Raw genomic sequence first — 25,496 nt, 5'->3', positions numbered from 1 at the left:
CGTCGCCACACTTCGGAAATCACTGGAGCTTTGCTGATTACTTTTTAAGATGATAGGGTACGGTTGCAACAACAACATTCTTTCGATGGAGCAAAACAGTGCGAATCAAGAAGCTGGATTGATTATGAAGAATATGATGCCATCCTTTTTTAGGGATAAATTCCGGAATGAGTACGGTTACCTGATAATTAGATCCCGTCGTCCTACGTTCAATGGAATCAATAAACTTAGTCAGGGGTTGAATAATGCTTCTATGGAGAGAATGCAAAGAGACCAACCGAACGCCTGTCTGCCATTGTCCCCATTTTTCCTCCAATTTTTTTTGTTCTTCTTTATCAAAAGATATATGGACGGCGATAATCTGCTGCGGGGATAAAGATTTAGCATAGTTCAGGGAGTTTTCAACAACCCGGGTGATTCCTGCAATAGGTATGATGATGATATTTCCCTGAATCGGTGTCGCCTCTTCACAGGTTGAAATGCGAAGTTGTTCGGCAATTTCATCGTAATGTTTGCGAATTTTTTTAAACAGAGTAATCATGATTGGAATGAAGATTAAAACGGGCCAAACTTGGTTGAACTTCGTTAAGAAGAAGATCAAAGTCACACTAAAACTGATGAGAGCACCTGTAGAATTGATCAGCAACTTGGGCAGCCAACCTTTGGGCCTTTCTCTAAACCATTTAACCATCATTCCCGTTTGAGACAAAGTAAAAGGAATGAATACACCGACCGCGTAAAGAGGGATGAGCTGCTCAGTACGTCCTTTAAAAGCAATGATCAGAAGAATGGATAAAAACCCAAGGATAATGATTCCGTTGGAGTAGCCGAGACGGTCTCCACGAATGGTGAACATTCTCGGTATAAATTTATCTTTGGCAAGATTAACCGCCAAAAGAGGGAAGGCTGAGTAGCCGGTATTGGCGGCAAGAATCAAGATAAGGGCTGTTGTTCCTTGAATAAAATAATAGACGTAATTTCGCCCGAATACTCCTTCAGCAATCTGAGAGACGACGGTTACCTCTTCGCTTGGGGCAATTCCGTAAAAATACGCTAAGAGTATAATCCCGGAAAAGAGGATGCCAAGCAAGCTCCCCATGGCAATCAGTGTTTTGGCGGCATTATTCGGAGCGGGTTCCTTAAAATTCGGTATGGCATTGGAGATCGCCTCTACTCCGGTTAAGGCCGAACTTCCTGAGGCGAAGGCTCTCAGCAACAAAAAAAGGCTTAATCCTGTCACAGTCGTCCCCATCGGTGTATGCAGTTCAGGTGAGACCTGACCCGTCAGAATAGTGTATCCCCCTACTCCAATCAAGATAAATAAGGCAACTACAAATAAATAGACCGGATAGGCTAAAATAGTAGCTGATTCCGTTAACCCCCTTAAATTGAGGAGTGTAATGAAAAGAACAAAGAAAACGGCGATCATCACATTATGAGCATGTAAGGCAGGAAAAGCGGATGTGATAGCATCCGTTCCTGCAGATACACTTACAGCCACTGTCAAAATATAATCGACCAATAAAGAACCTCCAGATATTAACCCCGGAGTGATACCTAAGTTATTTTTAGAAACCATATAAGCTCCGCCGCCGTGAGGATAAGCAAAAATAATTTGCCTATAGGATAAAATCAAAGCGATCAAAAGAATCAAAACTCCTAGTGCGATAGGAAGAGAATACCAGAAAGCGGCTGCTCCCACTGTGGCCAGAACAATCAGTATTTGCTCCGGACCATAGGCGACAGAGGATAAAGCATCTGAAGAAAGAATCGCCAAGGCTTTCTTTTTGTTTAGTCTTTGCTCTCCCAGCTCTGTTGACTTTAAGGGACGTCCGATTAAGAACCGTTTAAGGGAAGAGATCATTGTTATTTTCAGCTCCTTTTATACACGAAGCAAACAACCCATGATTTTGCTCCTGATGCTACCTTTATAGCACCTATGATATAAAGACAGTATTAAGGTTTTTATCCATCGTATAAAGATTTCATAAAAAAACGACTGAAGCTGTCATTACCCTTTAATTAAAGGATAATGACAGCTTCAACCGCTCAATGTATTGAATGCTTATTCTTCTATCATGCGATAGCCGACGCCGACTTCTGTAACAATATACCTGGGTTCTCCCGGGTTTTTTTCGATCTTTCTTCGAATATTGGCCATATTGACCCGCAATGCCTGGATTTCATTGGTATAGGGGCCCCATACTTCTTTCATGATAAAATCATGAGTAAGGACCTTGCCCATATTTTTAGAAAGCAAAACGATAATTTTATACTCGATGGGTGTAAAATGGACTTCTTTTCCCTCAAGTGAAATGCGTCTCTTCCTGTAATCAATCTCAAGATTTCCCACCGTCATCTTTTCGTTCTCTGCAGGACTCATCATGAAGTTCTTTTGACTATGCCGGATTTCTGTTCTGATTCGGGCGAGGAGTTCCAAGGTTCCGAAAGGCTTTGTGATATAGTCATCTGCTCCTAAATCAAGGGCTTCGACTTTTTCTTGTTCATTTCCACGTGCTGAGACGACGACAATGGGTATCTCTGTCCACTGGCGAAGTAATTTTAAGACCTCCGTGCCATCCATATCCGGCAAGCCCAAATCGAGCAGAATCAAGTCCGGACAATAGGAAGAAGTCATGGAAACGGCTTCCTTGCCTTTCGTTGCTCTGACTACCTTATAATCATTGGATGTTAACGCCGCTGAAATAAAGTTGCTGATTCTTTCATCATCCTCAACAACCAATATTAAAGGTTTATTGTTCAACGTCTGTCCCCTCCAGAGGTAGTGTAAACCGAAGAATTGCACCACCAGTTTTTTTATTGGCGGCCTCCATTTTTCCATGGTGTGCTTTGACTATAGACATGCAAATAGATAAGCCGATGCCCATTCCTCTTGCCGAATCAGCACTTCGTTTTTCATTGGGAACGCCACTTTCAAAGAGATAAGGAAGATTTCGCTCCTCTATTCCTGTTCCATAATCGATGACTTCAAACATTGCCTCTCGTTCGAGTTTTTTGACTTTAATCTCAATTGCTGTGTTTTCCGGTGAATGTTTGATTGCATTTTCGATGAGATTGATCATAACTTGCTTAATTAAGGTTCCATCCATAGGAACCAGCAGCAGCTCATCCGGTACGTCAACCCGTATTTTTTGTTGAGGAAACCGCTTGCGAATGCGGCTGACGGCTTCAGCTATAATTTCTTCCGCAGCCTCGGATGTTTTTGCGACATTCAGCGTCCCTTCCTTTATTCTCGTAACGGACAGAAGGTTTTCTACCATTCTTATAAGCCATTGTGAATCTTCTTTGATATTAGAAAGCAGTTGATATTGAGTCCGTTCATCCAAGGATTCACGGTTTTCGAGAATAGCCGAGCTTGCTCCTAAAATGGCTGTAAGAGGGGTGCGGAGGTCGTGAGAAATAGCCCGCAGCAGGTTGCTTCTCATTTTCTCTTTTTCCGATTCCACAAGTATTTTTCTCTGTTCATCCGATAAATGCTGTCTTTCCAGTGCTAACGCTACCTGTGAGGTGATGACTTGCAGCAAGGAGCGGCTATTGGAACTAAGCTCCCCCTTTGCACAGGATAAGCCGATCACGCCAAGAACTTTGCCTTGTGAGATAACAGGCATATAAAAAGCTTTTGAACCCATTGAGGTATTTGTACCTACTCCTGCGTCGGCTTTATGCAGGAATACCCATTGGGCCACTGTCCGTTCATTCTCTGATAACATAAAGGAAGCATCGCAATCCACTGGTGATTGCTTCAAGGTACCTTCTGAAATTTCAGGATTTTGCGTATAAAAAATTGCTGATCGCTCAAAAAGTTTTATCATGTATTGATTAATTAAATGGATAATACTTTCCAGTTTCCTGGTTACAAGAAGCTCTTTGCTGATTTCATACAAGAGCTCTGTGCGGTGCTCTCTTTCCAGAACAAGCAGGGCTTGGGATTGAGCACGGATTGTCAACGCACTGGTGAGAGAAGCCACAATCAGCATAATCAGAAAGGTTACTGGGTAATCCGCCTGCATAACATGAAAAGTGTAGTAAGGAGAAGTAAAAAAGAAATTGAATAGGAGTACACTTAATGCTGAACCCACAATGCCATAAACATATCCCCTGGTAATTCTTGAAATAATGAATACAGATAATATATACACCATGATAATATTTTGCTCACCAATATCCAGAGTACGCAGCCCCATTGAAAATAAGGTTGCGGCGGAGAGTAGTCCGATAGTTTTAAAGGTATCGGACCAGGACAAATAGATGTTTTTAGTGATCTGAGATGGATCGAAAGGGTTGTTTCTCATAATTTCACCACCATAAATTGAATATACTATACTCTTATTTTAATGTCTAAGCAAGATGAATCAGTAAGATTTCAACTGGCTCTTCAGCCGAGCCGGGGCAGAAAAAACTGCTGCCCCAACCAACGGAAAAACAACCCGAAGGCAGGGTGTGAGGGATAAAAATCGCTTTTCTTGCGCCCTGAAACGAATTTTGTGTGCAAGAGAAGGAGTTATAGGTAGTTTGTTGAATTGTTGAAATGTAAATAATAGCGAAAAAGGTAAGTTACGCTATAGATTGGCTTGAAAAATAGCTAACTTATGCATGAATTATTTTGTATAAAAAAGGATGTGAACCAATGAAAATTACTGAAAAAGATGTAGAGCAGTTGGCGCTCACGAGTCGCCTGGAGCTGACCGCTGAGGAAATAACCGCCTACACTAAATCTCTTCATGAAAGCTTAGACTATATGGAGGTATTGAAACAATGTGATACCGGTGCTATAGATCCGGCGGCCCTGGTACTCCCGATTATAAACGTGTTTCGAGAAGACAAAGTCCAAGCTGGTATGGACAAGGAACTTGTCTTTGCTAATGCACCTGAGGAAGAGGATGGAGCTTTTAAAGTACCCCGTATACTATAGACAGGAGGTTTTTCATGCAACTCGATACATTAACGGTTCATCGGCTTAGCGAACTCCTTGAGAAAAAGGAGATCAGCAGTCTGGAATTAACACAGAATTATTTAGAGCGGATCCATCAAATCGACAATGACCTTCAAGCCTTTGTGACGGTTACAAAGGATGAAGCTTTAGCCCAGGCCAGGCTTATGGATGAGAAGCGGCTGCGGGGAGAGGAGCTCTCTCCTCTGGCGGGTATTCCTATGACCATTCAAGACACTATTTGTACAGCAGGAGTTAAGACAACCTGTGCATCGAAGATGCTTCATCATTATATTCCTCCGGCAGATGCTACGGTTGTGGACAGATTAAAGAAAGCAGGCTCTGTATTAATAGGGAAATCCAATCTGGATGAGTTTGGCATGGGTTCTTCAACCGAGAATTCAGCATTCCAGAACACGAAGAATCCCTTTGATTTTGCGCGGGTACCTGGGGGCTCCGGTGGGGGAGCGGCTGCCGCAGTAGCTGCTGGGGAAGCTGCTTTTGCCCTGGGTTCTGACACGGGAGGGGATATCCGTCAGCCGGCGGCTTTTTGTGGAGTCATAGGATTTAAGCCTACTTACGGTTATGTGCCAAGAACCGGTCTGATCTCTTATGCTTCTTCTCTTGATCAGATCGGACCGTTTGCACAGGATATGACAGATGCGGCCCTGATCTTAAATACGATCTGCGGTCATGATGCCTGGGATTCAACATCGGCTTCGGTGGATGTTCCCGATTTCAGGAAGAGCCTGATCAATGATATTAAAGGTCTGAAAATAGGGTTGCCTAAAGAATATTTTGAAGCAGGAATGGTCCCCGAGGTGGCCGCCAAGATTCAGGAAGCGGTCCGTAAACTGGAGGAGTTGGGAGCCAGCTGTGTTGAAGTTTCTCTGCCTCATACGGAATACGCCGTCATAGCCCATTACGCCATTTCCTGTGCCGAAGCCAGCTCTAATTTAGCCCGTTATGATGGGGTGCGGTATGGTTTGAGGGTGGAAGGCGAAGATGTGTTGAACATGTTTATGAAGACCCGCAGCCAGGGATTTGGCACCGAAGTGAAAAGAAGAATCATGCTGGGCACTCATGTGCTGAGTTCTGCTCATTATGATGAATATTATACCGAGGCTCTCAAGATTAGGACTTTGAACAAACAGGATTTTGCTCGGGTTTTTGAACAAGTGGATTGTCTTTTAACCCCTGCCACTCTTACAACGGCTTTTAAAAAGGGTGAACTGACAGGAGATCCCTTGGCTATGGTTCGGTCAAAGAGTTGTACCCTACCGGCTAATCTGGCCGGCCTGCCGGCGATGTCCCTGCCCTATGGAGTAATCGATGGGATGCCCGTAGGCCTGCAACTGATCGCCCGCCATTTTGATGAAAAAACGTTGCTGAGGGTAGGTTATACCTTGGAGCAAACTACGGACCAAACTCGTCCGAAACCTAATCTAACCCGTCAATAAGTATTAATAGGGGGTCAAAATGAGTACATATGAAGCAGTTATCGGTTTAGAGGTTCATGTAGAGCTAAAAACCCAGTCCAAGTTGTTTTGCGGTTGTTCTACTGAATTCGGGAAAGAGCCAAATACTCAAGTGTGTCCGGTTTGCCTGGGACTGCCCGGTAGTACAGGGGTTTTAAATAAGAAAGTTGTTGAGTTGGCTACGAAGGCGGGGCTTGCTTTAAATTGCGAAATAGGTACCACTACTTGGTTTGACAGGAAAAACTACTATTATCCTGACTTACCTAAAGGTTTTCAGATTTCCCAGGTGTTTCGGCCCATAGCCTATAAAGGATATCTGGATATCGAGGCGGATGGACAGAATAAACGAATCAACATTACCAGAGCTCATATGGAAGAAGATCCTGGTAAGCTTGTGCACTCCGGCGGATCCATAACCACCTCTCATTCTTCTTGTGTGGACTATAACCGATCGGGTATCCCCCTTATCGAGATCGTATCGGAACCGGAAATCCGCTCAGGGGCAGAGGCTAAAGCGTATCTTGAGAAGCTTAAGGCCATCCTGGAATACACCGGTGTTTCAGATGTCAAGATGGAGCAGGGCTCCTTGCGCTGTGATGCCAATGTCTCAATTCGTCCGGTGGGGACCACCGCCCTGGGCACAAAGACAGAGATTAAGAATATGAATTCCTTCCGGGCTGTGCAGCGGGCTATTGAGTATGAAGTAGAAAGGCAGGTTGCAGTTCTGGAAGACGGGGATTCCGTTATTCAGGAAACACGGGGATGGGATGAAAACAAAGGTATCACCCTATCCATGCGTAATAAGGAAAACCCGGATTACAGATGCTTCATCGATCATGAACTCACTCATATCGAGCTGACACCTGAGTGGATAGAAGAGGTCAGAGCCACACTCCCCGAATTACCCGATGCTCGTAGGAAACGGCTTGTTGAGGAGCATGGGCTGCCGGTTTATGATGCGGGAATCATGACAAGTTCGCTGGATTTGGCCGATTTCTTTGATGCTGCGCTGAGGAAATTTCCAGATGCTAAAGTAATCAGCAACTGGATTATGGGCGAGCTTTTACGACTATTGAATGCCCACACTATGGAACTGAGTGAGGCTAAGGTTACCCCTGGCGGGTTGGCAAAGCTCCTTGAGCTGATTAAGAAGGGCACCATCAGCAACAAAATCGGCAAAGAGGTTTTTGAGCTGATGTTTAGCGAAGGTAAAGATCCGGAGCAAATCGTTAAAGAGAAAGGTTTGGTTCAGATATCTGACGAAGGACAGTTAACTCAGATTCTTACGGATATTATCGCCAAGAATCCCAAGTCGGTAGAGGATTTTCAATCCGGTAAGGAACAGGCTATTGGTTTCTTAGTAGGCCAAGTCATGAAGGCCACCAAGGGTCAGGCCAATCCAGGTGTGGTCAATACCATGCTTAGGGAAATACTAACTAAGAATTAATGAAGATTTTTTATAGCATCTGCTCGAAAGGCAGATGCTTTTTTATATGGCAAAAAGGCTATTCTGAATCGGATTACAGTATTTCTTAGATTGTGGATTAAGTTGCAAAGTGTTTTCAAAATATTAGACTATTTTAGAAGTTTAAGAAGGAAATAAAAGAAAAATGTTGAATTTTGTATAGATAAATCACTGAAACCTCATTAGTTGCTAGTTCTAACACCCTAATTTGAAAGGAGCATCAAGAATAACTTAAGGCTACTTGTTAAAAATAGAAGGCAAAACCTTGCAAATATAAGTGAAACTTTACACTATTAAAAGAAAGTTCTTAATTTTATTTAATAATGATGGACTACAATTATTGAAGATGCAATTAAATCATAGTTTCAGTCAAGATTTTAGCAGTCATATGCAGACATACTAAAAAGGTGGTAATAGACATGGCAAGCAAAGTTGGAAAAGGAAAGAATTTATCCAGACGCTCTTTCCTTAAATTTGCCGGAGGGGCTAGTATAGCCGGTGTCTCCCTAAGCTTAACGGGTTGTGGCCAACCCCTGACACCTGCCAGTGCGGTTGGCGGAGGCGGTTGGATGCCAACACAATACAATGAACCGGGGGGCTGGCCGACCAACGTTCGCGGTCGCGTCCCCATTGATCCGGAAAATCCTTCTATTATTAGAGACGACCAGAAGTGTATTCTTTGTGGTCAATGTATTGAAGTATGTAAAACGATTCAATCCGTATATGGAAATTATGAACTGCCTATTAAAAACGACATTGTTTGTATACATTGTGGACAGTGCATTCATTGGTGTCCCTCCGGAGCAATCTCGGAACGGGAGGATAGTGATAAAGTACTAAAAGCCCTCTCAGATCCCAATATCACGGTGGTAGTGCAAACTGCACCGGCAACGCGTATTGGTCTGGGGGAAGAATTTGGGATGCCTGTAGGGACAAATGTCCAGGGTAAACAAGTCGCCGCCTTGAGAGAATTAGGGTTCGACGTGATTTTTGATACCAACTTCACAGCTGATCTGACCATTATGGAAGAAGGGTCAGAGCTTGTTAAGCGTATTACAGGCGAATTGCATCACCCTCTTCCACAGCTCACATCATGTTGCCCAGGTTGGGTTAAGTTTGTCGAGTATTTTTATCCTGATCTCATTCCCAATTTATCCTCAGCCAAATCTCCCCAACAGATGGAAGGAGCTTTAGTTAAGACTTATTTTGCTGAAAAGAACACTATAGACCCTAAAACCGTCTTTTCAGTAGCCATCATGCCTTGTACAGCAAAGAAATTTGAATGTCAGCGCCCCGAAATGATTTCAGCCCAAACCTATTTGAAGGATAAACATGTTTCTCCTGATGTGGATGTGGTGCTCACCACAAGAGAGCTGGCCAGAATGATCAAGAGAGCGGGTATCGATTTCCCATCTCTTCCCGATGAAGAGTATGATCAACTGATGGGGATCGGAACCGGGGCTGGGGCGATTTTTGGCACCACCGGCGGTGTTATGGAAGCAGCAGTTCGTTCTGCCTATTACCTTATTACAGGACAACAGCCACCTTCCGCACTTTGGCAGTTAGCACCTGTACGAGGAATGGAGGGGGTTAAAGAAGCTTCTGTCCCTATCCCCGGCGCCGGTGATGTAAAAATTGCAGTTATTTCCGGTTTGGATAATGCCAGAAAGATTATGGAGCAAGTGAGAGCAGGTAACTCTCCCTGGGCTTTCATCGAAGTCATGGCCTGTCCCGGAGGGTGCCAATACGGCGGCGGACAACCCCGGTCATCGGCTCCCCCCTCAGATGGCGTTCGTAACACACGTGCCGCATCCTTATATAAGATTGATGCTAATGCAAAACTGCGCAACAGTCATGATAATCCTCAAATCAAGCAAGTTTATGAAGATTTCTTAACCTCACCGTTGAGCGAGAAAGCCGAAGAACTTTTGCATACCCATTATATTTCCAGGGCTGAAGAGTTTGATGCTAAAAAACCCGCAAGCCATTTATATGAAGTTTAGGAGGTGGAAACGATGGCAAAAGGAGTCCTTGTCGATATACCGAAGTGTATCGGTTGTGAAGGGTGTTCAGTAGCTTGTAAATTGTGGAATGAACTTGAATGGGATCAACAGGAAAAAAACAAGACGGCTTCGGACCGGGCAGCGGAACCTAACAATGGTCTATGGCCTGAAGAATGGACATCCATCAATCGTTATGATTTACAGAAGAACAGCTCTTCTGTTCGTAGATATGTCAAAACTCAATGTTTTCATTGTGAGGAGCCTGCATGTGTTTCAGCATGCTTCTCCAAAGCAATACAGAAGCTTCCCGAGGGACCGGTCATTTATGATCAGAAGCTATGTGTCGGTTGCCGCTACTGTATGATGGCATGCCCTTTTGACATGTTGAGATATGAATGGAAGAAGGCTGTTCCTGGAATCAGAAAGTGCCAGATGTGCCCAACGAGAGTTGCCAATAATATGGAACCGGCCTGTTCCTCAGTGTGCCCCACAGGAGCTCTTACGTTTGGGGATAGGGACGAATTGTTGGCAGAAGCAAAAAAGCGAATTAAAGAAAAGGGTTATATAGACAGAGTATTTGGAGAGAACGAAGCAGGAGGAACCTCCTGGCTTTATATTTCCGATACGCCGCTGGAAGAGATGAGATTCAGAACGGATGTAACACCCAACCCGCTGCCTTCTTACACAGAAGGATATATGAAAGCGACACCCATGATTGGGGTCAGCTGGGCTGCTATTTTAGCCGGGTTATTTGTCATTAATAACAAAAACAAGGATCCCCTGGATTGATACAGGAAAAGAGAGTGGAGGGAAGAACAGGCTATGGAAGTGATTACGACGTTCAAAAATAAGGCAGGGGAGAAATTAAACAGTACCCGATGGAAATTTAGAATGACCCCTATGAGATGGGTGTTTATGGCTATAGCAGCTGCAGCCCTGGCAGTCATCATCGTGAGGTTTATTTTGGGTCTGGGAGCTACGACCAACCTGAATGACCAGTGGCCATGGGGACTATGGATTTCCTTTGACGTCCTGTTAGGAGTAGCCTTGGCAGGAGGCGGTTATGGAACCGCCCTCATAGTATATGTGCTGCGTCGGGATAAATTTTATCCCATCGCCAGAAGTGCCATGGTGACCTCATTATTAGGGTATATCGTTGTCGTTCTCGGTTTATTGATTGAAGTAGGCCAATGGTTCTTTTTCTGGAGGCCTTATGTATCATGGGGGCATGCCAGTGTATTATTTGAAGTCTTCTGGTGTATTTCCTGTTATACCGTAATTCAGATCTTGGAGTTCAGTGAAGTTGCAACAGAGAAAGTGTTTAAAGGGGCACACAAATACCTTAAGAAAGCCATGCCTGTCCTGCTCATCGTCGGTATTACCCTGCCCACACTGCACCAATCATCACTAGGTCAGCTGTTTTATATCATGGTGGGCAAAGTGAATGTGCTTTGGTGGTCGCCCCTTCTCCCGGTGTTCTTCCTGTTATCCTCATTTTTTGTGGGGGCAGGGATGATTATTATCGAAAGCAGTCTGGCCGGGAAGGCGCTTAATCATCAAGTGGATACCTCGGTATTAAGAGGGTTAGTCAGGATATCCGGTGGAGCCATGATTCTCTATTTGATCTTAAAGATCGCGGATATGTCGGTCAGAGGAACCTTTGCCCATGCTTTTGCCTTTGACCTGCCCAGCATGATGTTCTTAAGTGAACTGGTTTTAGGTTGTATCCTCCCCATAATCATTGCCTTTAGTTCTTTATCCAGTACCCGCAAAGGCTTGATTGGGTTTGGAATCCTTACTGTAGCCGGAGTGGTTATGAATAGGTTTGATGTATTGTTCACAGGAATGGGAAGCTATCTGAACCAATACGGCGGACATTATTTCCCTGCCTGGACAGAGATTATCGTCAGCCTCGGCTTGGTTTCAATAGCTTGTTTAGCCTACCTGTTCATAGCAGAAAACTTTAATATTTTTGGGCATCATAAGTCAGAATCAGTGGAAGGAAAAGGGACGAGCGGTGATGCTGTAAAACAAGCGGCCTTGCCAAATTGCCACGAAAGCCAGGCCGGAAAATAATCATTCCCAAAAGGAGTGTCTTCGTCATTTATACTTGTCAAATGGTCTATCATCACCATAATTGCCTCAATACCAAAAAACCATATGTTAGTCTATGCCGGTTATGTATCGACTCCTGTCCTCATCAAGCGATTTCCGTCTATCGTGAACTGAATGCCAACCATTGCACAGAATGCGGAATTTGTATGGCTGTTTGTCCCAGTGATGGATTTGTCTACTATAATACCGATAAGCTCTACGAGTTTATACGAAATTCGGAGAAGATCGTGTTGAACTGTCCTCAAGCCATTCCAACAGGCTATGAAATTCCGTGTCTGGGGGTGTTCGACCGAGATTTGTGGATGACATGTTTGATGGTTGCCCGGGAAAAGGAGTTGACGATGGTCACCGGAATGTGTGCAGAGTGCCCGGATAAAAAAGCTTGTGGAATGAGTGTGCAGATTTTTAAGGAGGTCCATAACTCGTGGCAAGATCACCCAACCCTCAGGATTAAAGTCATACCGGGTGATGGGGGCGGTGAGCCGGTCATGGAAGCAATGTCGGCTCAAACCCGGAGCGAGGAAAAGGGATGGCGGGACATCGGCCGTGAAAAACTTGAAGCAATGCTTCCGGGGATCACTTCCGACGAAGCCTATCTTATTCCGAAGACACGACAGTTCTTAGAGGAAGTTTGGCAATCGAGAAAATCTGAGATTGAAGCACTCCCTATACCGGCCTTAAAGATAAATGAGCGGTGTGTAGACTGTGGTGAGTGTTCAGAGGTTTGCCCCCAAGGAGCTTTAACACAAAAAGAAAATGGAGAACCGTTGACCTTGATATATGAACCGTTAAAATGTGTTCGCTGCCAAAGATGCGTTACTATCTGCCGTTCTAAAGCTTTAAGTATGGAATGGAAGTCCCTGTCTTATCGTTTGTTTACAGGCAAAATTCTTTTGCACCAAGGGAAAGGGCCGTTTTAATGTTCTTTGTATGCTTTTTGCATTTTGGGCGATTTTCAATTAGACTGTACCCAAAGGAGGAATAATTAAATGACTAATTTTCCAAATTGCCCAAAATGTAACTCGGCTTATACATACGCCGATGGAAGTGGTTTTGTTTGCCCGGAATGCGGCTATGAGTGGACCTTGGAATCAAGCATCGAGAATAATGAAGATACTAAGGTAGTTAAAGATGCCTATGGCAATGTCTTAAACGATGGGGATACGGTTACAATAATTAAGGATCTTAAGGTAAAAGGAAGTTCATCATCAATTAAGATTGGTACAAAAGTAAGAAACATACGCTTGATTGAAGGGGACCATGACATTGATTGCAAAATCGATGGTTTTGGAGGAATGCAATTAAAATCTGAATTTGTTAAGAAGGCATAGAGGCGTAAGATGCTATTTGTGGCTGGATAGAAAAGGCCACCTTGAATGTTATTTCAAGGTGGCCTTATAGTAGAGGTGATATAATGGATTTCCAGTTAAAACGGAGTCAACAGTTGGCTGAGCATGTTATCGTCGTCTCTTATGATTCTTTTTCCGAAGAGAATTGGGAGATGGCAAAATCTCTTCCCAACCTAGAAAAACTTCTCCAAAGCGGTACTTACAGCACAAAGTTAAGGAGTGTCTATCCAACCCTTACGTATACGGTACATACTACCATAGTGACCGGCGTCTACCCTGATAAACACGGCATTTTTCATAATAACCCTCTTCAGCCCTTTATTCCTGAAAAAGATCAGAAATGGTTTGGAATTCGGGAGGCCATCAAAGCACCTACCATTTATGATGCCGTGAAGAAGAATAAAATGACGGCTGCCGGACTCTTATGGCCTGTTTCTGGGAAATCTTCGATAAAGTTTAATATGCCTGAAGTCCATGCCACTGGTGGGGAAAATCTGGCTTTAAAGGTATTAAAGAATGGTAGTGCTTTTTTCTGTCTGGGTTTAGAGTTACGCTACGGTCGATATCGAAAAAGAGTAGAACAGCCCTACTTGGATGACTTTACAACCTTATGTGCCGTGGATACTATCAAACGGAAGATTCCCAATCTTCTGCTGTTGCATCTTATAGAGCTAGATGACGCTAAGCATAAATATGGGACAGATAGTAAAGAAGTAAAGGATGCCATAGTCCGTATGGATAAAAGGCTGGGGGACATCCAGAGAGCGGTTGAGGAAGCCGGCATTCAGGAAAATACTGTGATACTGGTTGTTGGGGATCATGGTCAACTGGATGTCCGTTATAAAGTCTGCCTGAATAATCTTTTGCAGGAACAGGGCCTGATATTTGAGGAAAAGGGTAAAATGCAATGGAGAGCTTACCTGCAGAGTGCCGGGGGAGGGGCTTACCTTCATATTAAAGAAGGTGATGAAGAAGCCGAAGCCTTAGCATTTGCCGTTTTAGAAAATGCCTTGAAAGAAGAACAATATGGCATTGAAAAGATTTTTTATAGAAATGAGTTGGACGCTCTTCACGTGGATCCGTCCATAACCGCTATGGTTGAGGCCAAGAGGGGATACTGCTTTGATGATAGACTTGAAGTGCCCACCCTCCTGGATTTAGATGCCATAAAAATGAAATATGCCACTCACGGTTACTTACCGGACAAGGAAAATTATCGATGCAATTTTATCGCTTCAGGTCCCGGAATAAAAAAGAATCATCCCTTAGGTCCTCTTGAAATGGTCGATATAGCTCCGACCCTCGGAGCAATTTTAGGAGTGGATTTTACTCATGGCGATGGAAGGGTTTTAGGGGAAATTTTTGGTTGAATATGTTATATTTAAAGCAAAAAGGAGTGATCAAATGCTTCAAAAGATATTACTGGCTTTTGATGGTTCAAAAAACTCACTGAAAGCTGCAGAATACGCATTAATCATGGCCCAAAACAATAATGCTGAAGTAGAGATTGTTCATGTACGGGAATCGGTAACTTCTTATTCAACCCGAGTCATATACGATGCCGCTGAAATGGAAAAAGAGTTAGTTTCCGAGGCTGAAGAGATCATGGCACAGGCCATCGACAAATTTAAAGACACAGGAATTACCTTTACCACGAGTATACGAACAGGGGACCCGGCGGAAGTGATTTGTGAAGAAGCAGAAAAAATTGACGCCACAGAAATTGTCATCGGAAGTCGGGGGATGAATGCCGTATCCCGATTCTTTGTGGGCAGTGTAAGCTTAAAAGTCTTATCACATGCTCATTGTACTACTATAGTTGTGCGGTAATAAGCGGAATGGACGAATTGGATAATTTAGCAAAGCGCTCTTTATGACGGAGGGAAGTGAAAATTCTAACTTTCTCTTTGAAAGATAGCTGACTACTATACGACTGTAAATTTTTTATTGTTTATATTCACCTATAAGAAGTTGTTATAGGTTCGAAAAAATACTATTTAAGTATGGAATGGTGATTGAATGCGTATTGAACAACTTGAATATGTTAAGGAAGTCGCCAACTGCAAGTCCCTAGTTGAAGCAGCAAGAAGGCTTCATGTGACTCAGCCCTGTTTGACCAATGCAATCAACAGTTTGGAGGACGAATTGGGTATCGATATATTTGTTCGATCCAAAGCGGGAGCAAAATTGACACTGGCAGGTCAGGAAGTGCTTAGAATCTCAGGGTTGATTCTTGACAAGGTTGATGAGCTTTACAAATTATCAAGTAGACATCAAGCCCGTCAAGAAATCCATTTGGCGATTGCTCCTGCGGTGTGCAACAGTGCAATTTTGGAGATCATTGATGATTACCAAAAGTCCATGCCTGATGCACCGATCTATGTACATGAGACTCGTCCGGAGAGAATTTTTACGACCTTAACACGTTCAAACAGTTCTATTGGAATTTTCAACAATTCATGGTTGAATGCCATAGACCAAATGGAGTTCAATATTGAGCTTCTCTATGGAGATAAATTCTGTGTGTTTGCCAGTTGCAAGAGCCCACTTCGCGAGAAGAAGCACTTAACTTTAAAAGAGGTTTTGGAGCATTATCCCGTAGCTACACCAATTTGCGATCAAGACATCATAGCAGAGTATCTTAATCATCCTAAGTTGTCCATTCTTACCTCAGGTTTGTATAACTTTACCGACCGAGAAAGTCTAAAAAATTTGGTGGTCAGCGATAAAGCCATTGCATGTTTACCTTCAAGCTTTGCCTACCGCGACATATATGTAGAAAATGCCTTGTGGGCTCCCCTAAAGGTGATTGACTTTGAGGCTCCGGTCAATTTCTATATGGCGTACCCTCGGCGTAAATTGACCAATGCTGAAAGTGCATTTGTCCAGTGTATACGCACGTTTTATAAAAGATGGGAGTCGATTGCATAAAGAAATGTAATGAAGTCGGGATGAATTTAGCGACAGCTCCGTAAGAATGAATATTCTTTACGGAGCTGTTTGGTATATATCATAAATTTACAGATATTTTTTGAGGATTAGTTTTATTGAGATTAAAAGACGTTGATTGAATAGGTCCAATACATGTGTCGAATAATTAGAAAGAAAAGAAAATAAATATTAAAAAATTCAAAAAATATAAAAGGATTATTCAATTGAGTATCGAATATATATAAAAGTGAAGTTGTATAGACAACCGAACTAATAGGGGGAGAGCCTTCTTACTGTTGGTCCTTAATAAAGCTGAGTGAATTACCTGAATACCTGGCAAGGGCCCATCAGATATGAAATTTCAGAATTAAAACGGAGGTTGATTCTAATGATACTCATTGGTGAAAAAATTAATGGGGCGATTCCATCTGTAGCTAAAGCCATTGCTGCTAAAGATGCAGACTTTATTCGTAATCTCGCTAAAGTACAATCTGAAGCAGGTGTTGATTTTCTTGATGTCTGTGCCTCTGTGGATAATGATATCGAACTGGAAACCCTGAAGTGGCTTATTGATTTGGTACAGGAGGTTTCAGATATTCCTATCGCCATTGACAGCCCCAACGCTAACGTCATAGCTCAAGCCATTAAGTTCTGCAACAAACCGGGACTGATTAATTCCGTATCCATGGAGGGTGACAAGGTTGAAGTGATCTTCCCGATCATCGCAGATACAAAATGGGAGTGCGTCGCTCTTTTGTGTGATGATACTGGGATTCCTCAAGATACCGTAAAGCGTCTGGAAGTTTTCGCAACTCTTATGGATAAAGCAAAACAATACAATATTGCACCTTCACGTTTACACATTGACCCCTTAGTACAAATGCTTTGCACTTCCGAAGATGGTATCCTTGCCATTATGGATGTCATTAAGGAGATCAAAACTCAATATCCGAAAATTCATGTCACCGGTGGAGCAAGCAATATCTCCTTCAATCTTCCGATTCGAAGATTAGTCAATCAGGCTTTCATCGTATTGGCTATGAGCGCAGGCATGGACAGTGCAATCGTCGATCCCACCAAGCAGGATTTGATGGGAATGATCTTTGCTACGGAAGCACTACTTGGTCAAGATGAATACTGCATGGAATACATCGGAGCCTACCGTGAAGGTAAGTTCGGCCAGAAATAAAACATGGTTGAGTCCCAGGTTATCAATCTGTTATATTAAAGTTTAAGGCAAAAAATAATAATTAAAATAAGGGGGAAATTACAATGTCAAAAATTGCAGAAGTAAAAGCTATGGTAGAAGCAGGGAAAGCTAAACTGGTTCCGGGTCTCGTTCAAGAAGCCTTAGATGCAGGGAATCCGGCAGGTGATATTCTATCCGGCATGATTGACTCTATGGGTGTAGTAGGAGATAAATTCTCAGCCGGAGAGCTCTTCGTGCCTGAAATGCTCATGGCAGCAAAAGCTATGTCCAAAGGTGTGGATGTCCTGAAGCCCCACCTCACTGGTGAAAGCGCAACTTCTTTAGGTACCTGCGTTATCGGCACTGTAGCAGGAGATTTGCACGATATTGGTAAAAACCTGGTAGCTATGATGTTGGAAAGTGTTGGATTTAATGTGGTCGACCTTGGAGTTGATGTATCTGCAGAGAAATTCGTTAATGCTGTCAAAGATAACGAGAATGTTAAAATAGTAGCTTGTTCAGGCCTGCTGACGACGACTATGCCTGCTATGAAGGAAACGGTTAGTGTTCTTAAAAGCAGCGGCTTGACCGGATTTAAGGTCATAATCGGTGGAGCTCCTGTATCCCAGGCAATGGCTGACGAGATTGGTGCCGATGGCTTTGCTTCTGATGCGGGTGGAGCTGCGGTTAAAGCCAAGGAATTAGTTAATGCGTAAGGATAAAAATATTGAAATAGAAGTGGGAGGCGGGATAATATGCTGACAATTAAACAAAACTTGTTGGAAACCATTCGCGGTGGAAATCCTGATCGGTTCGTCAATCAATATGAGTTTATGGATATCATTTTAGAAAACCCTATAGATTTCATGGCTCCTCCCGGAGGAACGGTTAAGACAGGCTGGGGTATCACCTTTAGATGGCCGGAGGGTCAAATCGGTCAATTTCCTCTCCATGATGAAGAGCATAAAGTGCTCAAAGATATCACTAAGTGGAAAGAACAAGTAAAAGCCCCCGAAATTCCTGACACTGATGAAGCTTGGGCAGCTGCCGTCGAACACGCCAATAGAATTGATCGCAATGAAAAATTTGTCACTGCTTTTATCGCCCCTGGCGTTTTTGAAATGTGCCATCATCTCATGAGCATGGAAGACGCTTTAATGGGTTTATTCGAGGAGCCTGAGTTAATGCATGAGCTCATTGACTATCTCACTGAGTATGAATTAAAGCTGGCTGAAATCATTTGCCGCCGTCTCAAACCTGATGCAATCTTCCATCATGACGATTGGGGCAGCCAAAAGAACTCCTTCATTTCACCGGCTATGTTTGAAGAATTCTATCTCCCTGCTTATAAAAAAATCTACAATTTCTATAGGCAGAATGGGGTTGAACTGATTGTTCACCATAGCGACTGCTATGCAGCAAACCTTGTACCCTTCATGATCGAAATGGGAATTGACATTTGGCAGGGGGTAATGACCACCAACAATACTCCTGAGCTCATTAAACAGTATGGTGGCAAAATTAGCTTTATGGGCGATATTGACAGCGGAGTAGTTGACTTCCCAACCTGGACCCGGGAAATCGCCACCAGAGAAGTTGAGCGGGCTTGCACTAATTGCGGAAAGCACTACTTCATACCTTGCTTAACTCAAGGCTTAGGATTTAGCTCCTTCCCCGGTGTTTATGATTGTGTCAGTGAAGAAATCGACAAAATGAGTAAGAAAATGTTCTAAATAACATGTGGTGAATTTGTCTTGGATAAAAAGCCTTCGAAGCTTGTCTTCGAAGGCTTGCTTTTACAAGATGCATGGGAGAGGTGAGTTATGAACCCGGAAATTATGAAACTACTAGATTATTTAGAAACCCTTGGTGTTGCCCATAGTGCTCATATTGATACTAAAGATATTTCCTTTAATCCCGAATTCCGAAAGCAATGTGAGCAAAATGTATGTGGCAATTACAAAAAGAACTGGATGTGTCCACCTAACGTAGGGGACTTTGCAGAGCTTAAGGAAAAAGCTTTGCAGTATAAACAGGGCATAGTATTCCAGACCGTGCATCAATTGGAGGACTCCTTTGATTTTGAAGGGATGCAGGAAGGGATGGAAGAGCAAAACAGAATACTGAGAACATTTTTAGGATGGATCGAGGAAAATAGTCTGATCACGGACTTTCTATCCTTAGGTATTGGGCCATGTACGGTCTGTAGCCGTTGTTCTATTCTCGATGGCCAAGAATGCCGACTTCCTGATGAAGCAGTGGCTTCCGTAGAGTCTTACGGAATCGATGTCACATCCTTAGTGAAGTATTACGGTATACCCTATAATAACGGAATAAACACAGTGTCCTATATTAGCCTTGTCTTATTTTAGCTCTCCGCCTAAAAATAACCCTAACTTTAGCCAGCAGGATTGAACTGCTGGCTAAAGTTGTTTTCGTTATTCATAAATATAAAGAAGATGCTATGTGGTAATTTAACTTTCTGATTTTATAGCGTATACCAATCGTTCCTCAGGGGCTTCTTCAACAGGCCCGACAACGAGATAGTCGTATAAAGTCATATCAAACTTTTCACAGTTTAAAATGATCTCGCTCTTGCCTTCGGAGCCTTCGACCATGAACATGCGCAGATCCAGATTCGCTTTCCGGCCTTTACTGGTATAAAGCTCAAAGAATAGGGCATCGTTCAAGGCCGCTTTGGTTCGGTCGAAGGAGTCGGCACTGGTCAGTACAATCGAGTGCTTAAGGGTGGTATCCGTTAAGACGATTTCTTCCTCGGTACGTATATCTGTCAGATTAACAGACATAAAGGTTCCATCCTTATGCTTGTATTGGTGATCCAGCAAATAATTCTTGTTTAGCTCTCCAACAGAAAAATTCTTTTCCTGAGCAAAGCCTTCCAAAGTAAATAATTGATTAGAGCCTCCGAAGGAACAACCTGTTAATGTTATGACCATTACCAAGATAAGAGCTGTGATGATTTTCTTAGGCAAAACAATTCACTCCTTCAATCTTACGAGCTTCTATAGAGTTTTATCTATCTAGATTTTCGATTTTTAACGCTGTTTTCCTGCATATTCGACACTATATTTTTAATAGTTTGAAAAGATCAAGCCTTTCACTTTGCCTGGTAGCAAAACTGAAAGGTGGATACTTCTTAATCTGGTATAAATCGAATGAAAGCGTTATGATAGAATAAGAATTCTTACCTGGTGTTACAGAAAGGGGATTTTAACAAATGAAATCTTTTTTATCAAGCTGTACCACAGGGGGATGCGGAGCTAAAATCGGACCTGGTGAATTATCGAAAGTTCTTTCCTACTTGCCGGCTTTTCGGGACCCTAAGCTTTTGATAGGATTTGATGCTTCTGACGATGCGGCAGTTTATCAGATGGATGAGAACACAGCTATCGTTTCTACGGTAGATTTCTTTACACCTATGGTGGAGGACCCGCGAACCTTTGGGCGCATTGCCGCAGCTAATGCCTTAAGTGATGTTTATGCCATGGGAGGGACCCCTCTTTTTGCTCTGAATCTTGTCTGTTATCCTGAGCGAGAGGAAATCCAGACCTTAGGGGAGGTATTAGCAGGAGGGGCAGAGAAGCTCCAGGAAGCTGGAGCGGTTCTCTGTGGAGGGCATTCTATCTATGATCGAGAGCCCAAATATGGTTTGGCGGTCACAGGGTGGCTTAACCCACAGAAGATCTGGAAGAACAATACCCCCAAGCCTGGGGACCGACTGATTCTCACTAAACCCTTGGGGGTTGGCATTGTGATGGCCGCTCTACGGGGGGAAATGGCAGAAGCAGAGGCTGTTGAAGCAGCTCTTGCTTCCATGCAGCGTCTCAATAAGTATGCGGCTGAAAAAGCTCATGACTTCCCCATACATGCCTGCACAGATATAACCGGATTTGGACTCCTTGCTCATGCTCGGGAGATGGCCGGGGAATCTGCGACAATTGTTCTCTATCCTTCGGAGTTACCTTTTATTACTCAAGCCTATACTTATGCTAAAGAATATCTGCTAACCGCAGCCGGTCAACGCAATCGCAATTTCATGGTAGGAGCAGTGGAATTCGGGGATACCCCTTTTCCTTTACAGGAGCTAATGCTCGATCCCCAGACCTCTGGAGGGTTGCTTTTCAGTGTGCCTGGTGATTGTGCCCAAGAGGTTTTGCATGCCATGCAGGAGGTAGAGCCTAAGGCGGCGCTCATCGGGGAGGTAGTCACTCGCCAAGGTTTTCCCATTCTTCTTCGCTAAGGAAACGTTCACGCTGAAGGTACTTTCCCAAATAAAAAAACCACCGGCGGGTTGCTGGCGGATTCAGATAAGGAGGACGAATTCAATGACAACTATTGATGCCCTGGGACAAGTTTGCCCCATCCCTGTGATTCGTGCCAAGAAAGCCCTGGAGGAATTAGGTGAGGAAGGCGGAGTCGTGATCTTACTGGTAGATAACGATATATCACGGCAAAATCTCCAAAAGATGGCTGCAGGAATGGGATATCAGAGTGAATATCAGGAAAAAGAAAATGGCGTTATTGAGGTGACCATTGTTGCCGGAGAAGGCTGTGCTGTTGAAGGTTCAGGAACAGCGGTGGATTCAGGGCTTGTGGTCGCCATCGGACGAGATACTATGGGAGAAGGCAGCGAAGAATTGGGAAGAATTCTTCTCAAGAGTTTTATTTATTCCCTGACAGAGCTGACCCCACCCCCTACCCATCTTCTTTTCTTTAATTCAGGAGCCTATCTAACCGGTAGCGACTCTAATAGTATAGAAGACTTAAAAGCCATGGCGGATAAAGGAACCATCATTCAAACCTGCGGCACCTGCACCAACTATTATGGTATTACCGAGAAATTGGCAGTAGGAGAGATCGCCAATATGTATAGTATCGTCACCACTATGGCCGAGGCCAAGCGCCTAATTAATATTTAGGGCATACAGTGTTTATATCATCACCTTTCCTATTTACTCTTGTTTGCCTGGTCGTGTAAAATGATGGTATAAATCCCGGCCGGTAGGCACAGGATGAAGATAGTAAAGCAGTGATGGCAGTAAGGCGATGGAAACTTATAGTGTAAGTGAGGTAATATAATGGAAATTCAAGAACGAGTCGCGAAACTCAGAAAGCTGATGGAAGACAATGGCATGGATGCTTATATTATTCCCAGCTCCGACTCCCATCTCAGTGAATATGTAGCTGACCATTTCAAAAGCAGGCAGTGGATTTCAGGCTTTACCGGTTCCGCTGGGACGGTAGTCATTACTTTAAAGGATGCAGGTTTATGGACAGATGGCCGTTACTACATTCAAGCGGAACAACAGCTCCAAAATTCGGGAATTCGGTTGTTCCGAGCAGCTGATCCTAAAGTGCCCAGTTATACAGAGTGGATAAGAGAGCATTTACCGGAAGGAAGCGCCCTTGGTTTTGACGGACATGTCTTTTCAGCAAAACAGCTTAAAGATATGGAGAAGGAACTTGATGGAAAGATAGCCATAAAGTTTAACCAGGATTTGGTGGGACAATTATGGAAAGATCGTCCTTCCATTCCTGCTCAGAATATCTTTGTTCATGACGTAGGATACGCGGGACGTTCTCGGATAGAGAAGCTCAATGATCTTCGTCAGCAGATGAAGGGCAAGGGAGCCAATGTTCATTTGCTGACAGCCTTGGATGATATCGCCTGGCTCTTAAATATTCGGGGAGATGATGTTCCCAATAATCCGGTGACCATCGCGTATGTCCTGGTTGCTGAGGAGACCTGTTATTTATGTATCGACGAAGGAAAGGTCCCTGCTACGGTGAAAACCGAGCTTGAGGAAGATGGGATCCAAATTAAAGGCTATGCTGCTGTCACCGAACTTCTGCAGGGGCTTCAAGGGAATGATTCCATCCTTATAGACCCTGAGAGCGTCAACGCAGTCCTTTACCACGCCATCCATCCTCAAGTGAAAAAGGTAGAGGGAGCCAATCCCTCAACTCTGCTGAAGGCTATTAAAAATGAGACAGAGTTGGACAACTTAAGAACCAGTAATACTTATGACGGAGTAGCCATGGTTCGCTTTATCAAATGGCTTAAAACCGCCATTGGGAAGGAAGAAATCACAGAACTCTCGGCTGGAGATACTTTAGAAGCCTTGCGGAGGGAAAACAAGGAATGTGTGGGTTTAAGCTTCGATACCATTGCCGGATATAAGGATCATGCTGCCATGATGCACTACAAAGCTACTTCGGAAAACGCCTACACCTTAAAAGCTGAAGGATTCCTTTTGGTGGATTCAGGCGGTCAATACTTTGGCGGCACTACGGATATCACCCGTACCATTGTTTTGGGGCCGCTGACTGAAGAGGAAAAAAGAGATTTTACCCTGGTGCTGAAGGGACATATTGCCTTAGCTACGGTTAAATTCCTTTATGGCGCTACAGGATCTAACCTAGATGTCTTAGCCAGACAGCCGATCTGGAAATACGGCATGGATTACAAATGCGGTACAGGTCATGGGGTGGGCATGTTTTTGAATGTTCACGAAGGTCCTCAACGACTGAGCCAGATGCATAATGCCACAAAACTGGAAGACGGGATGATCCTGACCAATGAGCCCGGTATCTATAAAGAAGGAAAACATGGTATTCGCACCGAGAATATGATGGTGGTGATCAAGGATGAAGAGACCGAATTCGGTCAATTCATGCGCTTTGAAGCACTGACCTATTGCCCCATCGACTTAGCAGGTGTGGATCAAAGCCTACTGACCGATGAGGAGCAAACATGGCTGGATGAGTATAATAAAATGGTCTACGACAAACTTGAATCCTATTTGAATGAGGAAGAAAAAGCTTGGTTAGCTCAAGAAATCCGGATGTAGGGGGGTACCTTCACTTTTCCGAGCTTAGATTTTCGGCCAGGGAATCTAATTCTAAAGCAATAGCATTGGCTTGTTCTGTAGCAGCTGCAATATTACCGATAGCCTCAGCGACCTGCCCGATGGAAGAGCCGATTTCTATCATCTCAGTAAAGGTTTGAGAGCTGGCCGTTTGGATGGCATTCAGTATAGCTTCGATCTGCTTGATGGAAGCAGTGGTTTCGTTGGCTAGCTTGCGAATTTCTTCGGCAACGACACCAAACCCTCTGCCTTGTTCTCCCACACGCGCGGCCTCAATAGCAGCGTTGAGACCCAATAAATTAGTTTGATTGGCAATGCGTTTGATGAGGGAAAGAACATCGTCTGTTTTTTTAACCTGAGACTGCGATTCATTGACCAGATTAGTTAATGAATCGCAGACGGCAGAGATTTCTTCGGTCTGTGCGGAAATCTCTTGGATTGTGCTGGCTAGAACTCCCATACTTTGTGCTAATGATGTGGACATGTCCTTGAGATGATCTTGGCGGTCCACATTTTCCATTACGGCAATTGCCCCGATGATTTCCTTTTGCTTATTGCAAATCGGAAATGCTGTAGCAATAAAGGGAACACCCCACAAGGATTTATCGGATTTCACAACCACCCTGCGCTTTTCGTTAATTGCCCGATACAACCCGCTGCCTGCCTTTAAGGGAGCACCTATCGGGATTTTAAGATCCAATGTTCTTCCGGGTATGTAGACCAATTGCCTTTCGCGATCAGACATTCCAACACTGACATCACTGGTAAGCATGTCATTGATAAATGGTAAAACATAAGCGAAGTGGTTAAAGATTTCTTGATTTTCATCATGAGGTTGATTTTTCATAAGCATTGTGATTCTCTCCTTTATTTGTAGACTGAATATAAAAATACTTTCGACAGTCGACAGATTTAGTCCTGCAAAAGAAAGTAGGACCAAAGTCCTAAAGAAGTAAAGTCCCGCTTGGGTGACCCATCAAAGTTCTTATTAGTGCTTTACCTTTTAGAAGAGGTAAGGGAACTAAGCAATTGTATGTTGTAAAAAACCAATATAGGGATTAAAGTGGAAGATAAGAATTGATAAGGATTCAAATGTGTAGAAGAATTATGTGGTTTTTATAGGGG

23 protein-coding genes are annotated in these 25,496 nt (G+C 43.6%); 18 read left to right on the top strand and 5 right to left on the bottom strand.

Features of this window, described 5'->3' with window-relative positions:
* Positions 1 to 37: 37 nt before the first annotated feature.
* The 3 genes from DESDE_RS19265 to DESDE_RS19255 all read right to left on the bottom strand — a co-directional run bounded on the left by DESDE_RS19265 (position 38) and on the right by DESDE_RS19255 (position 4,313).
* On the bottom strand, positions 38 to 1,864 hold the full coding sequence (locus DESDE_RS19265) for an APC family permease (protein WP_014795701.1): 1,827 nt from the start codon (positions 1,862 to 1,864) through the stop codon (positions 38 to 40).
* A gap of 201 nt (positions 1,865 to 2,065) precedes the next feature.
* Complete coding sequence (locus DESDE_RS19260; protein WP_014795700.1) at positions 2,066 to 2,764, bottom strand: response regulator; 699 nt, start codon at positions 2,762 to 2,764, stop codon at positions 2,066 to 2,068.
* Complete coding sequence (locus tag DESDE_RS19255) at positions 2,754 to 4,313, bottom strand: DUF4118 domain-containing protein (protein WP_014795699.1); 1,560 nt, start codon at positions 4,311 to 4,313, stop codon at positions 2,754 to 2,756. Before DESDE_RS19255 ends, DESDE_RS19260 begins: the two co-directional genes overlap by 11 nt.
* Before the next feature lie 335 nt (positions 4,314 to 4,648).
* Here DESDE_RS19255 and gatC point away from each other — a divergent pair, with 335 nt between their 5' ends.
* The 15 genes from gatC (at position 4,649) to DESDE_RS19180 (ending at position 19,853) form a co-directional block, all read left to right on the top strand.
* Positions 4,649 to 4,933: an Asp-tRNA(Asn)/Glu-tRNA(Gln) amidotransferase subunit GatC gene (gene gatC, locus DESDE_RS19250; protein ID WP_014795698.1), complete on the top strand. Its 285-nt coding sequence runs from the start codon at positions 4,649 to 4,651 to the stop codon at positions 4,931 to 4,933.
* Between the two features lie 14 nt (positions 4,934 to 4,947).
* Positions 4,948 to 6,411, top strand: a complete 1,464-nt coding sequence (gene gatA, locus DESDE_RS19245; RefSeq protein ID WP_014795697.1) for an Asp-tRNA(Asn)/Glu-tRNA(Gln) amidotransferase subunit GatA — start codon at positions 4,948 to 4,950, stop codon at positions 6,409 to 6,411.
* Positions 6,412 to 6,430: 19 nt separating this feature from the next.
* Complete coding sequence (gene gatB, locus DESDE_RS19240) at positions 6,431 to 7,876, top strand: Asp-tRNA(Asn)/Glu-tRNA(Gln) amidotransferase subunit GatB (protein WP_014795696.1); 1,446 nt, start codon at positions 6,431 to 6,433, stop codon at positions 7,874 to 7,876.
* A gap of 437 nt (positions 7,877 to 8,313) precedes the next feature.
* Positions 8,314 to 9,897, top strand: a complete 1,584-nt coding sequence (locus tag DESDE_RS19235; RefSeq protein WP_014795695.1) for a [FeFe] hydrogenase, group A — start codon at positions 8,314 to 8,316, stop codon at positions 9,895 to 9,897.
* A gap of 12 nt (positions 9,898 to 9,909) precedes the next feature.
* Positions 9,910 to 10,686 carry a 4Fe-4S dicluster domain-containing protein gene (locus DESDE_RS19230; RefSeq protein ID WP_014795694.1) on the top strand — a complete coding sequence of 259 codons (777 nt, stop codon included), beginning with the start codon at positions 9,910 to 9,912 and terminating at the stop codon, positions 10,684 to 10,686.
* Between the two features lie 33 nt (positions 10,687 to 10,719).
* On the top strand, positions 10,720 to 11,973 hold the full coding sequence (nrfD, locus tag DESDE_RS19225) for an NrfD/PsrC family molybdoenzyme membrane anchor subunit (RefSeq protein ID WP_014795693.1): 1,254 nt from the start codon (positions 10,720 to 10,722) through the stop codon (positions 11,971 to 11,973).
* 41 nt (positions 11,974 to 12,014) lie between these two features.
* Positions 12,015 to 12,932 (top strand): DUF362 domain-containing protein, encoded by a 918-nt coding sequence (locus DESDE_RS19220; RefSeq protein ID WP_014795692.1) that lies wholly within the window; start codon positions 12,015 to 12,017, stop codon positions 12,930 to 12,932.
* Positions 12,933 to 13,001: 69 nt separating this feature from the next.
* The gene (locus tag DESDE_RS19215; protein WP_014795691.1) at positions 13,002 to 13,343 is read left to right on the top strand and encodes a zinc ribbon domain-containing protein YjdM; all 342 of its coding nucleotides are present in this window, start codon (positions 13,002 to 13,004) and stop codon (positions 13,341 to 13,343) included.
* Positions 13,344 to 13,426: 83 nt separating this feature from the next.
* Positions 13,427 to 14,731 carry an alkaline phosphatase family protein gene (locus DESDE_RS19210; protein ID WP_014795690.1) on the top strand — a complete coding sequence of 435 codons (1,305 nt, stop codon included), beginning with the start codon at positions 13,427 to 13,429 and terminating at the stop codon, positions 14,729 to 14,731.
* Positions 14,732 to 14,765: 34 nt separating this feature from the next.
* Positions 14,766 to 15,191, top strand: coding sequence for a universal stress protein (locus DESDE_RS19205; RefSeq protein ID WP_014795689.1), 426 nt, complete (start codon positions 14,766 to 14,768; stop codon positions 15,189 to 15,191).
* A gap of 189 nt (positions 15,192 to 15,380) precedes the next feature.
* Entirely contained in the window at positions 15,381 to 16,292 is a 912-nt protein-coding gene (locus DESDE_RS19200) for a LysR family transcriptional regulator (protein ID WP_014795688.1), read from the top strand.
* A gap of 388 nt (positions 16,293 to 16,680) precedes the next feature.
* Positions 16,681 to 17,481, top strand: a complete 801-nt coding sequence (locus DESDE_RS19195) for a methyltetrahydrofolate cobalamin methyltransferase (protein WP_014795687.1) — start codon at positions 16,681 to 16,683, stop codon at positions 17,479 to 17,481.
* A gap of 83 nt (positions 17,482 to 17,564) precedes the next feature.
* Positions 17,565 to 18,197, top strand: coding sequence for a corrinoid protein (locus tag DESDE_RS19190; RefSeq protein WP_014795686.1), 633 nt, complete (start codon positions 17,565 to 17,567; stop codon positions 18,195 to 18,197).
* Positions 18,198 to 18,236: 39 nt separating this feature from the next.
* A complete protein-coding gene (locus tag DESDE_RS19185) occupies positions 18,237 to 19,214 on the top strand; it encodes a uroporphyrinogen decarboxylase family protein (RefSeq protein WP_014795685.1) in 978 nt (325 codons plus the stop codon).
* 90 nt (positions 19,215 to 19,304) lie between these two features.
* On the top strand, positions 19,305 to 19,853 hold the full coding sequence (locus DESDE_RS19180; RefSeq protein ID WP_014795684.1) for a DUF2284 domain-containing protein: 549 nt from the start codon (positions 19,305 to 19,307) through the stop codon (positions 19,851 to 19,853).
* Between the two features lie 102 nt (positions 19,854 to 19,955).
* Here DESDE_RS19180 and DESDE_RS19175 read toward each other — a convergent pair whose 3' ends face one another.
* Positions 19,956 to 20,474: a hypothetical protein gene (locus DESDE_RS19175; RefSeq protein ID WP_014795683.1), complete on the bottom strand. Its 519-nt coding sequence runs from the start codon at positions 20,472 to 20,474 to the stop codon at positions 19,956 to 19,958.
* Positions 20,475 to 20,719: 245 nt separating this feature from the next.
* On the opposite strand from DESDE_RS19175, the gene selD reads away from it, so the two are divergent.
* The 3 genes from selD (at position 20,720) to DESDE_RS19160 (ending at position 24,353) form a co-directional block, all read left to right on the top strand.
* Positions 20,720 to 21,742 carry a selenide, water dikinase SelD gene (gene selD, locus DESDE_RS19170; RefSeq protein WP_014795682.1) on the top strand — a complete coding sequence of 341 codons (1,023 nt, stop codon included), beginning with the start codon at positions 20,720 to 20,722 and terminating at the stop codon, positions 21,740 to 21,742.
* A gap of 85 nt (positions 21,743 to 21,827) precedes the next feature.
* Positions 21,828 to 22,421 carry a sulfurtransferase-like selenium metabolism protein YedF gene (gene yedF, locus DESDE_RS19165; RefSeq protein ID WP_014795681.1) on the top strand — a complete coding sequence of 198 codons (594 nt, stop codon included), beginning with the start codon at positions 21,828 to 21,830 and terminating at the stop codon, positions 22,419 to 22,421.
* Between the two features lie 159 nt (positions 22,422 to 22,580).
* Positions 22,581 to 24,353 carry an aminopeptidase P family protein gene (locus DESDE_RS19160; RefSeq protein ID WP_014795680.1) on the top strand — a complete coding sequence of 591 codons (1,773 nt, stop codon included), beginning with the start codon at positions 22,581 to 22,583 and terminating at the stop codon, positions 24,351 to 24,353.
* Between the two features lie 10 nt (positions 24,354 to 24,363).
* Here DESDE_RS19160 and DESDE_RS22840 read toward each other — a convergent pair whose 3' ends face one another.
* Positions 24,364 to 25,224, bottom strand: a complete 861-nt coding sequence (locus DESDE_RS22840) for a methyl-accepting chemotaxis protein (RefSeq protein WP_014795679.1) — start codon at positions 25,222 to 25,224, stop codon at positions 24,364 to 24,366.
* Positions 25,225 to 25,496 lie beyond the last annotated feature (272 nt).

The organism is Desulfitobacterium dehalogenans ATCC 51507, assembly GCF_000243155.2.
Lineage (GTDB): Bacteria > Bacillota > Desulfitobacteriia > Desulfitobacteriales > Desulfitobacteriaceae > Desulfitobacterium > Desulfitobacterium dehalogenans.
The sequence above is the reverse complement of the archived record's forward strand: the minus strand, read 5'-3'. Positions and strand labels throughout refer to the sequence as shown.

Excerpts from the sequence above, each read along its gene's own strand:
- yedF (WP_014795681.1), top strand. The coding sequence starts at position 21,828 with ATGACAACTATTGATGCCCTGGGACAAGTTTGCCCCATCCCTGTGATT.
- DESDE_RS19235 (WP_014795695.1), top strand. The coding sequence starts at position 8,314 with ATGGCAAGCAAAGTTGGAAAAGGAAAGAATTTATCCAGACGCTCTTTC.
- DESDE_RS19180 (WP_014795684.1), top strand. The coding sequence starts at position 19,305 with ATGAACCCGGAAATTATGAAACTACTAGATTATTTAGAAACCCTTGGT.
- DESDE_RS19210 (WP_014795690.1), top strand. The coding sequence starts at position 13,427 with ATGGATTTCCAGTTAAAACGGAGTCAACAGTTGGCTGAGCATGTTATC.
- DESDE_RS19255 (WP_014795699.1), bottom strand. The coding sequence starts at position 4,313 with ATGAGAAACAACCCTTTCGATCCATCTCAGATCACTAAAAACATCTAT.
- DESDE_RS19215 (WP_014795691.1), top strand. The coding sequence starts at position 13,002 with ATGACTAATTTTCCAAATTGCCCAAAATGTAACTCGGCTTATACATAC.
- selD (WP_014795682.1), top strand. The coding sequence starts at position 20,720 with ATGAAATCTTTTTTATCAAGCTGTACCACAGGGGGATGCGGAGCTAAA.
- DESDE_RS19265 (WP_014795701.1), bottom strand. The coding sequence starts at position 1,864 with ATGATCTCTTCCCTTAAACGGTTCTTAATCGGACGTCCCTTAAAGTCA.
- DESDE_RS22840 (WP_014795679.1), bottom strand. The coding sequence starts at position 25,224 with ATGCTTATGAAAAATCAACCTCATGATGAAAATCAAGAAATCTTTAAC.
- DESDE_RS19200 (WP_014795688.1), top strand. The coding sequence starts at position 15,381 with ATGCGTATTGAACAACTTGAATATGTTAAGGAAGTCGCCAACTGCAAG.
- gatC (WP_014795698.1), top strand. The coding sequence starts at position 4,649 with ATGAAAATTACTGAAAAAGATGTAGAGCAGTTGGCGCTCACGAGTCGC.
- gatA (WP_014795697.1), top strand. The coding sequence starts at position 4,948 with ATGCAACTCGATACATTAACGGTTCATCGGCTTAGCGAACTCCTTGAG.
- DESDE_RS19185 (WP_014795685.1), top strand. The coding sequence starts at position 18,237 with ATGCTGACAATTAAACAAAACTTGTTGGAAACCATTCGCGGTGGAAAT.
- DESDE_RS19230 (WP_014795694.1), top strand. The coding sequence starts at position 9,910 with ATGGCAAAAGGAGTCCTTGTCGATATACCGAAGTGTATCGGTTGTGAA.
- DESDE_RS19190 (WP_014795686.1), top strand. The coding sequence starts at position 17,565 with ATGTCAAAAATTGCAGAAGTAAAAGCTATGGTAGAAGCAGGGAAAGCT.
- nrfD (WP_014795693.1), top strand. The coding sequence starts at position 10,720 with ATGGAAGTGATTACGACGTTCAAAAATAAGGCAGGGGAGAAATTAAAC.
- DESDE_RS19205 (WP_014795689.1), top strand. The coding sequence starts at position 14,766 with ATGCTTCAAAAGATATTACTGGCTTTTGATGGTTCAAAAAACTCACTG.
- DESDE_RS19220 (WP_014795692.1), top strand. The coding sequence starts at position 12,015 with ATGGTCTATCATCACCATAATTGCCTCAATACCAAAAAACCATATGTT.
- DESDE_RS19195 (WP_014795687.1), top strand. The coding sequence starts at position 16,681 with ATGATACTCATTGGTGAAAAAATTAATGGGGCGATTCCATCTGTAGCT.
- gatB (WP_014795696.1), top strand. The coding sequence starts at position 6,431 with ATGAGTACATATGAAGCAGTTATCGGTTTAGAGGTTCATGTAGAGCTA.
- DESDE_RS19160 (WP_014795680.1), top strand. The coding sequence starts at position 22,581 with ATGGAAATTCAAGAACGAGTCGCGAAACTCAGAAAGCTGATGGAAGAC.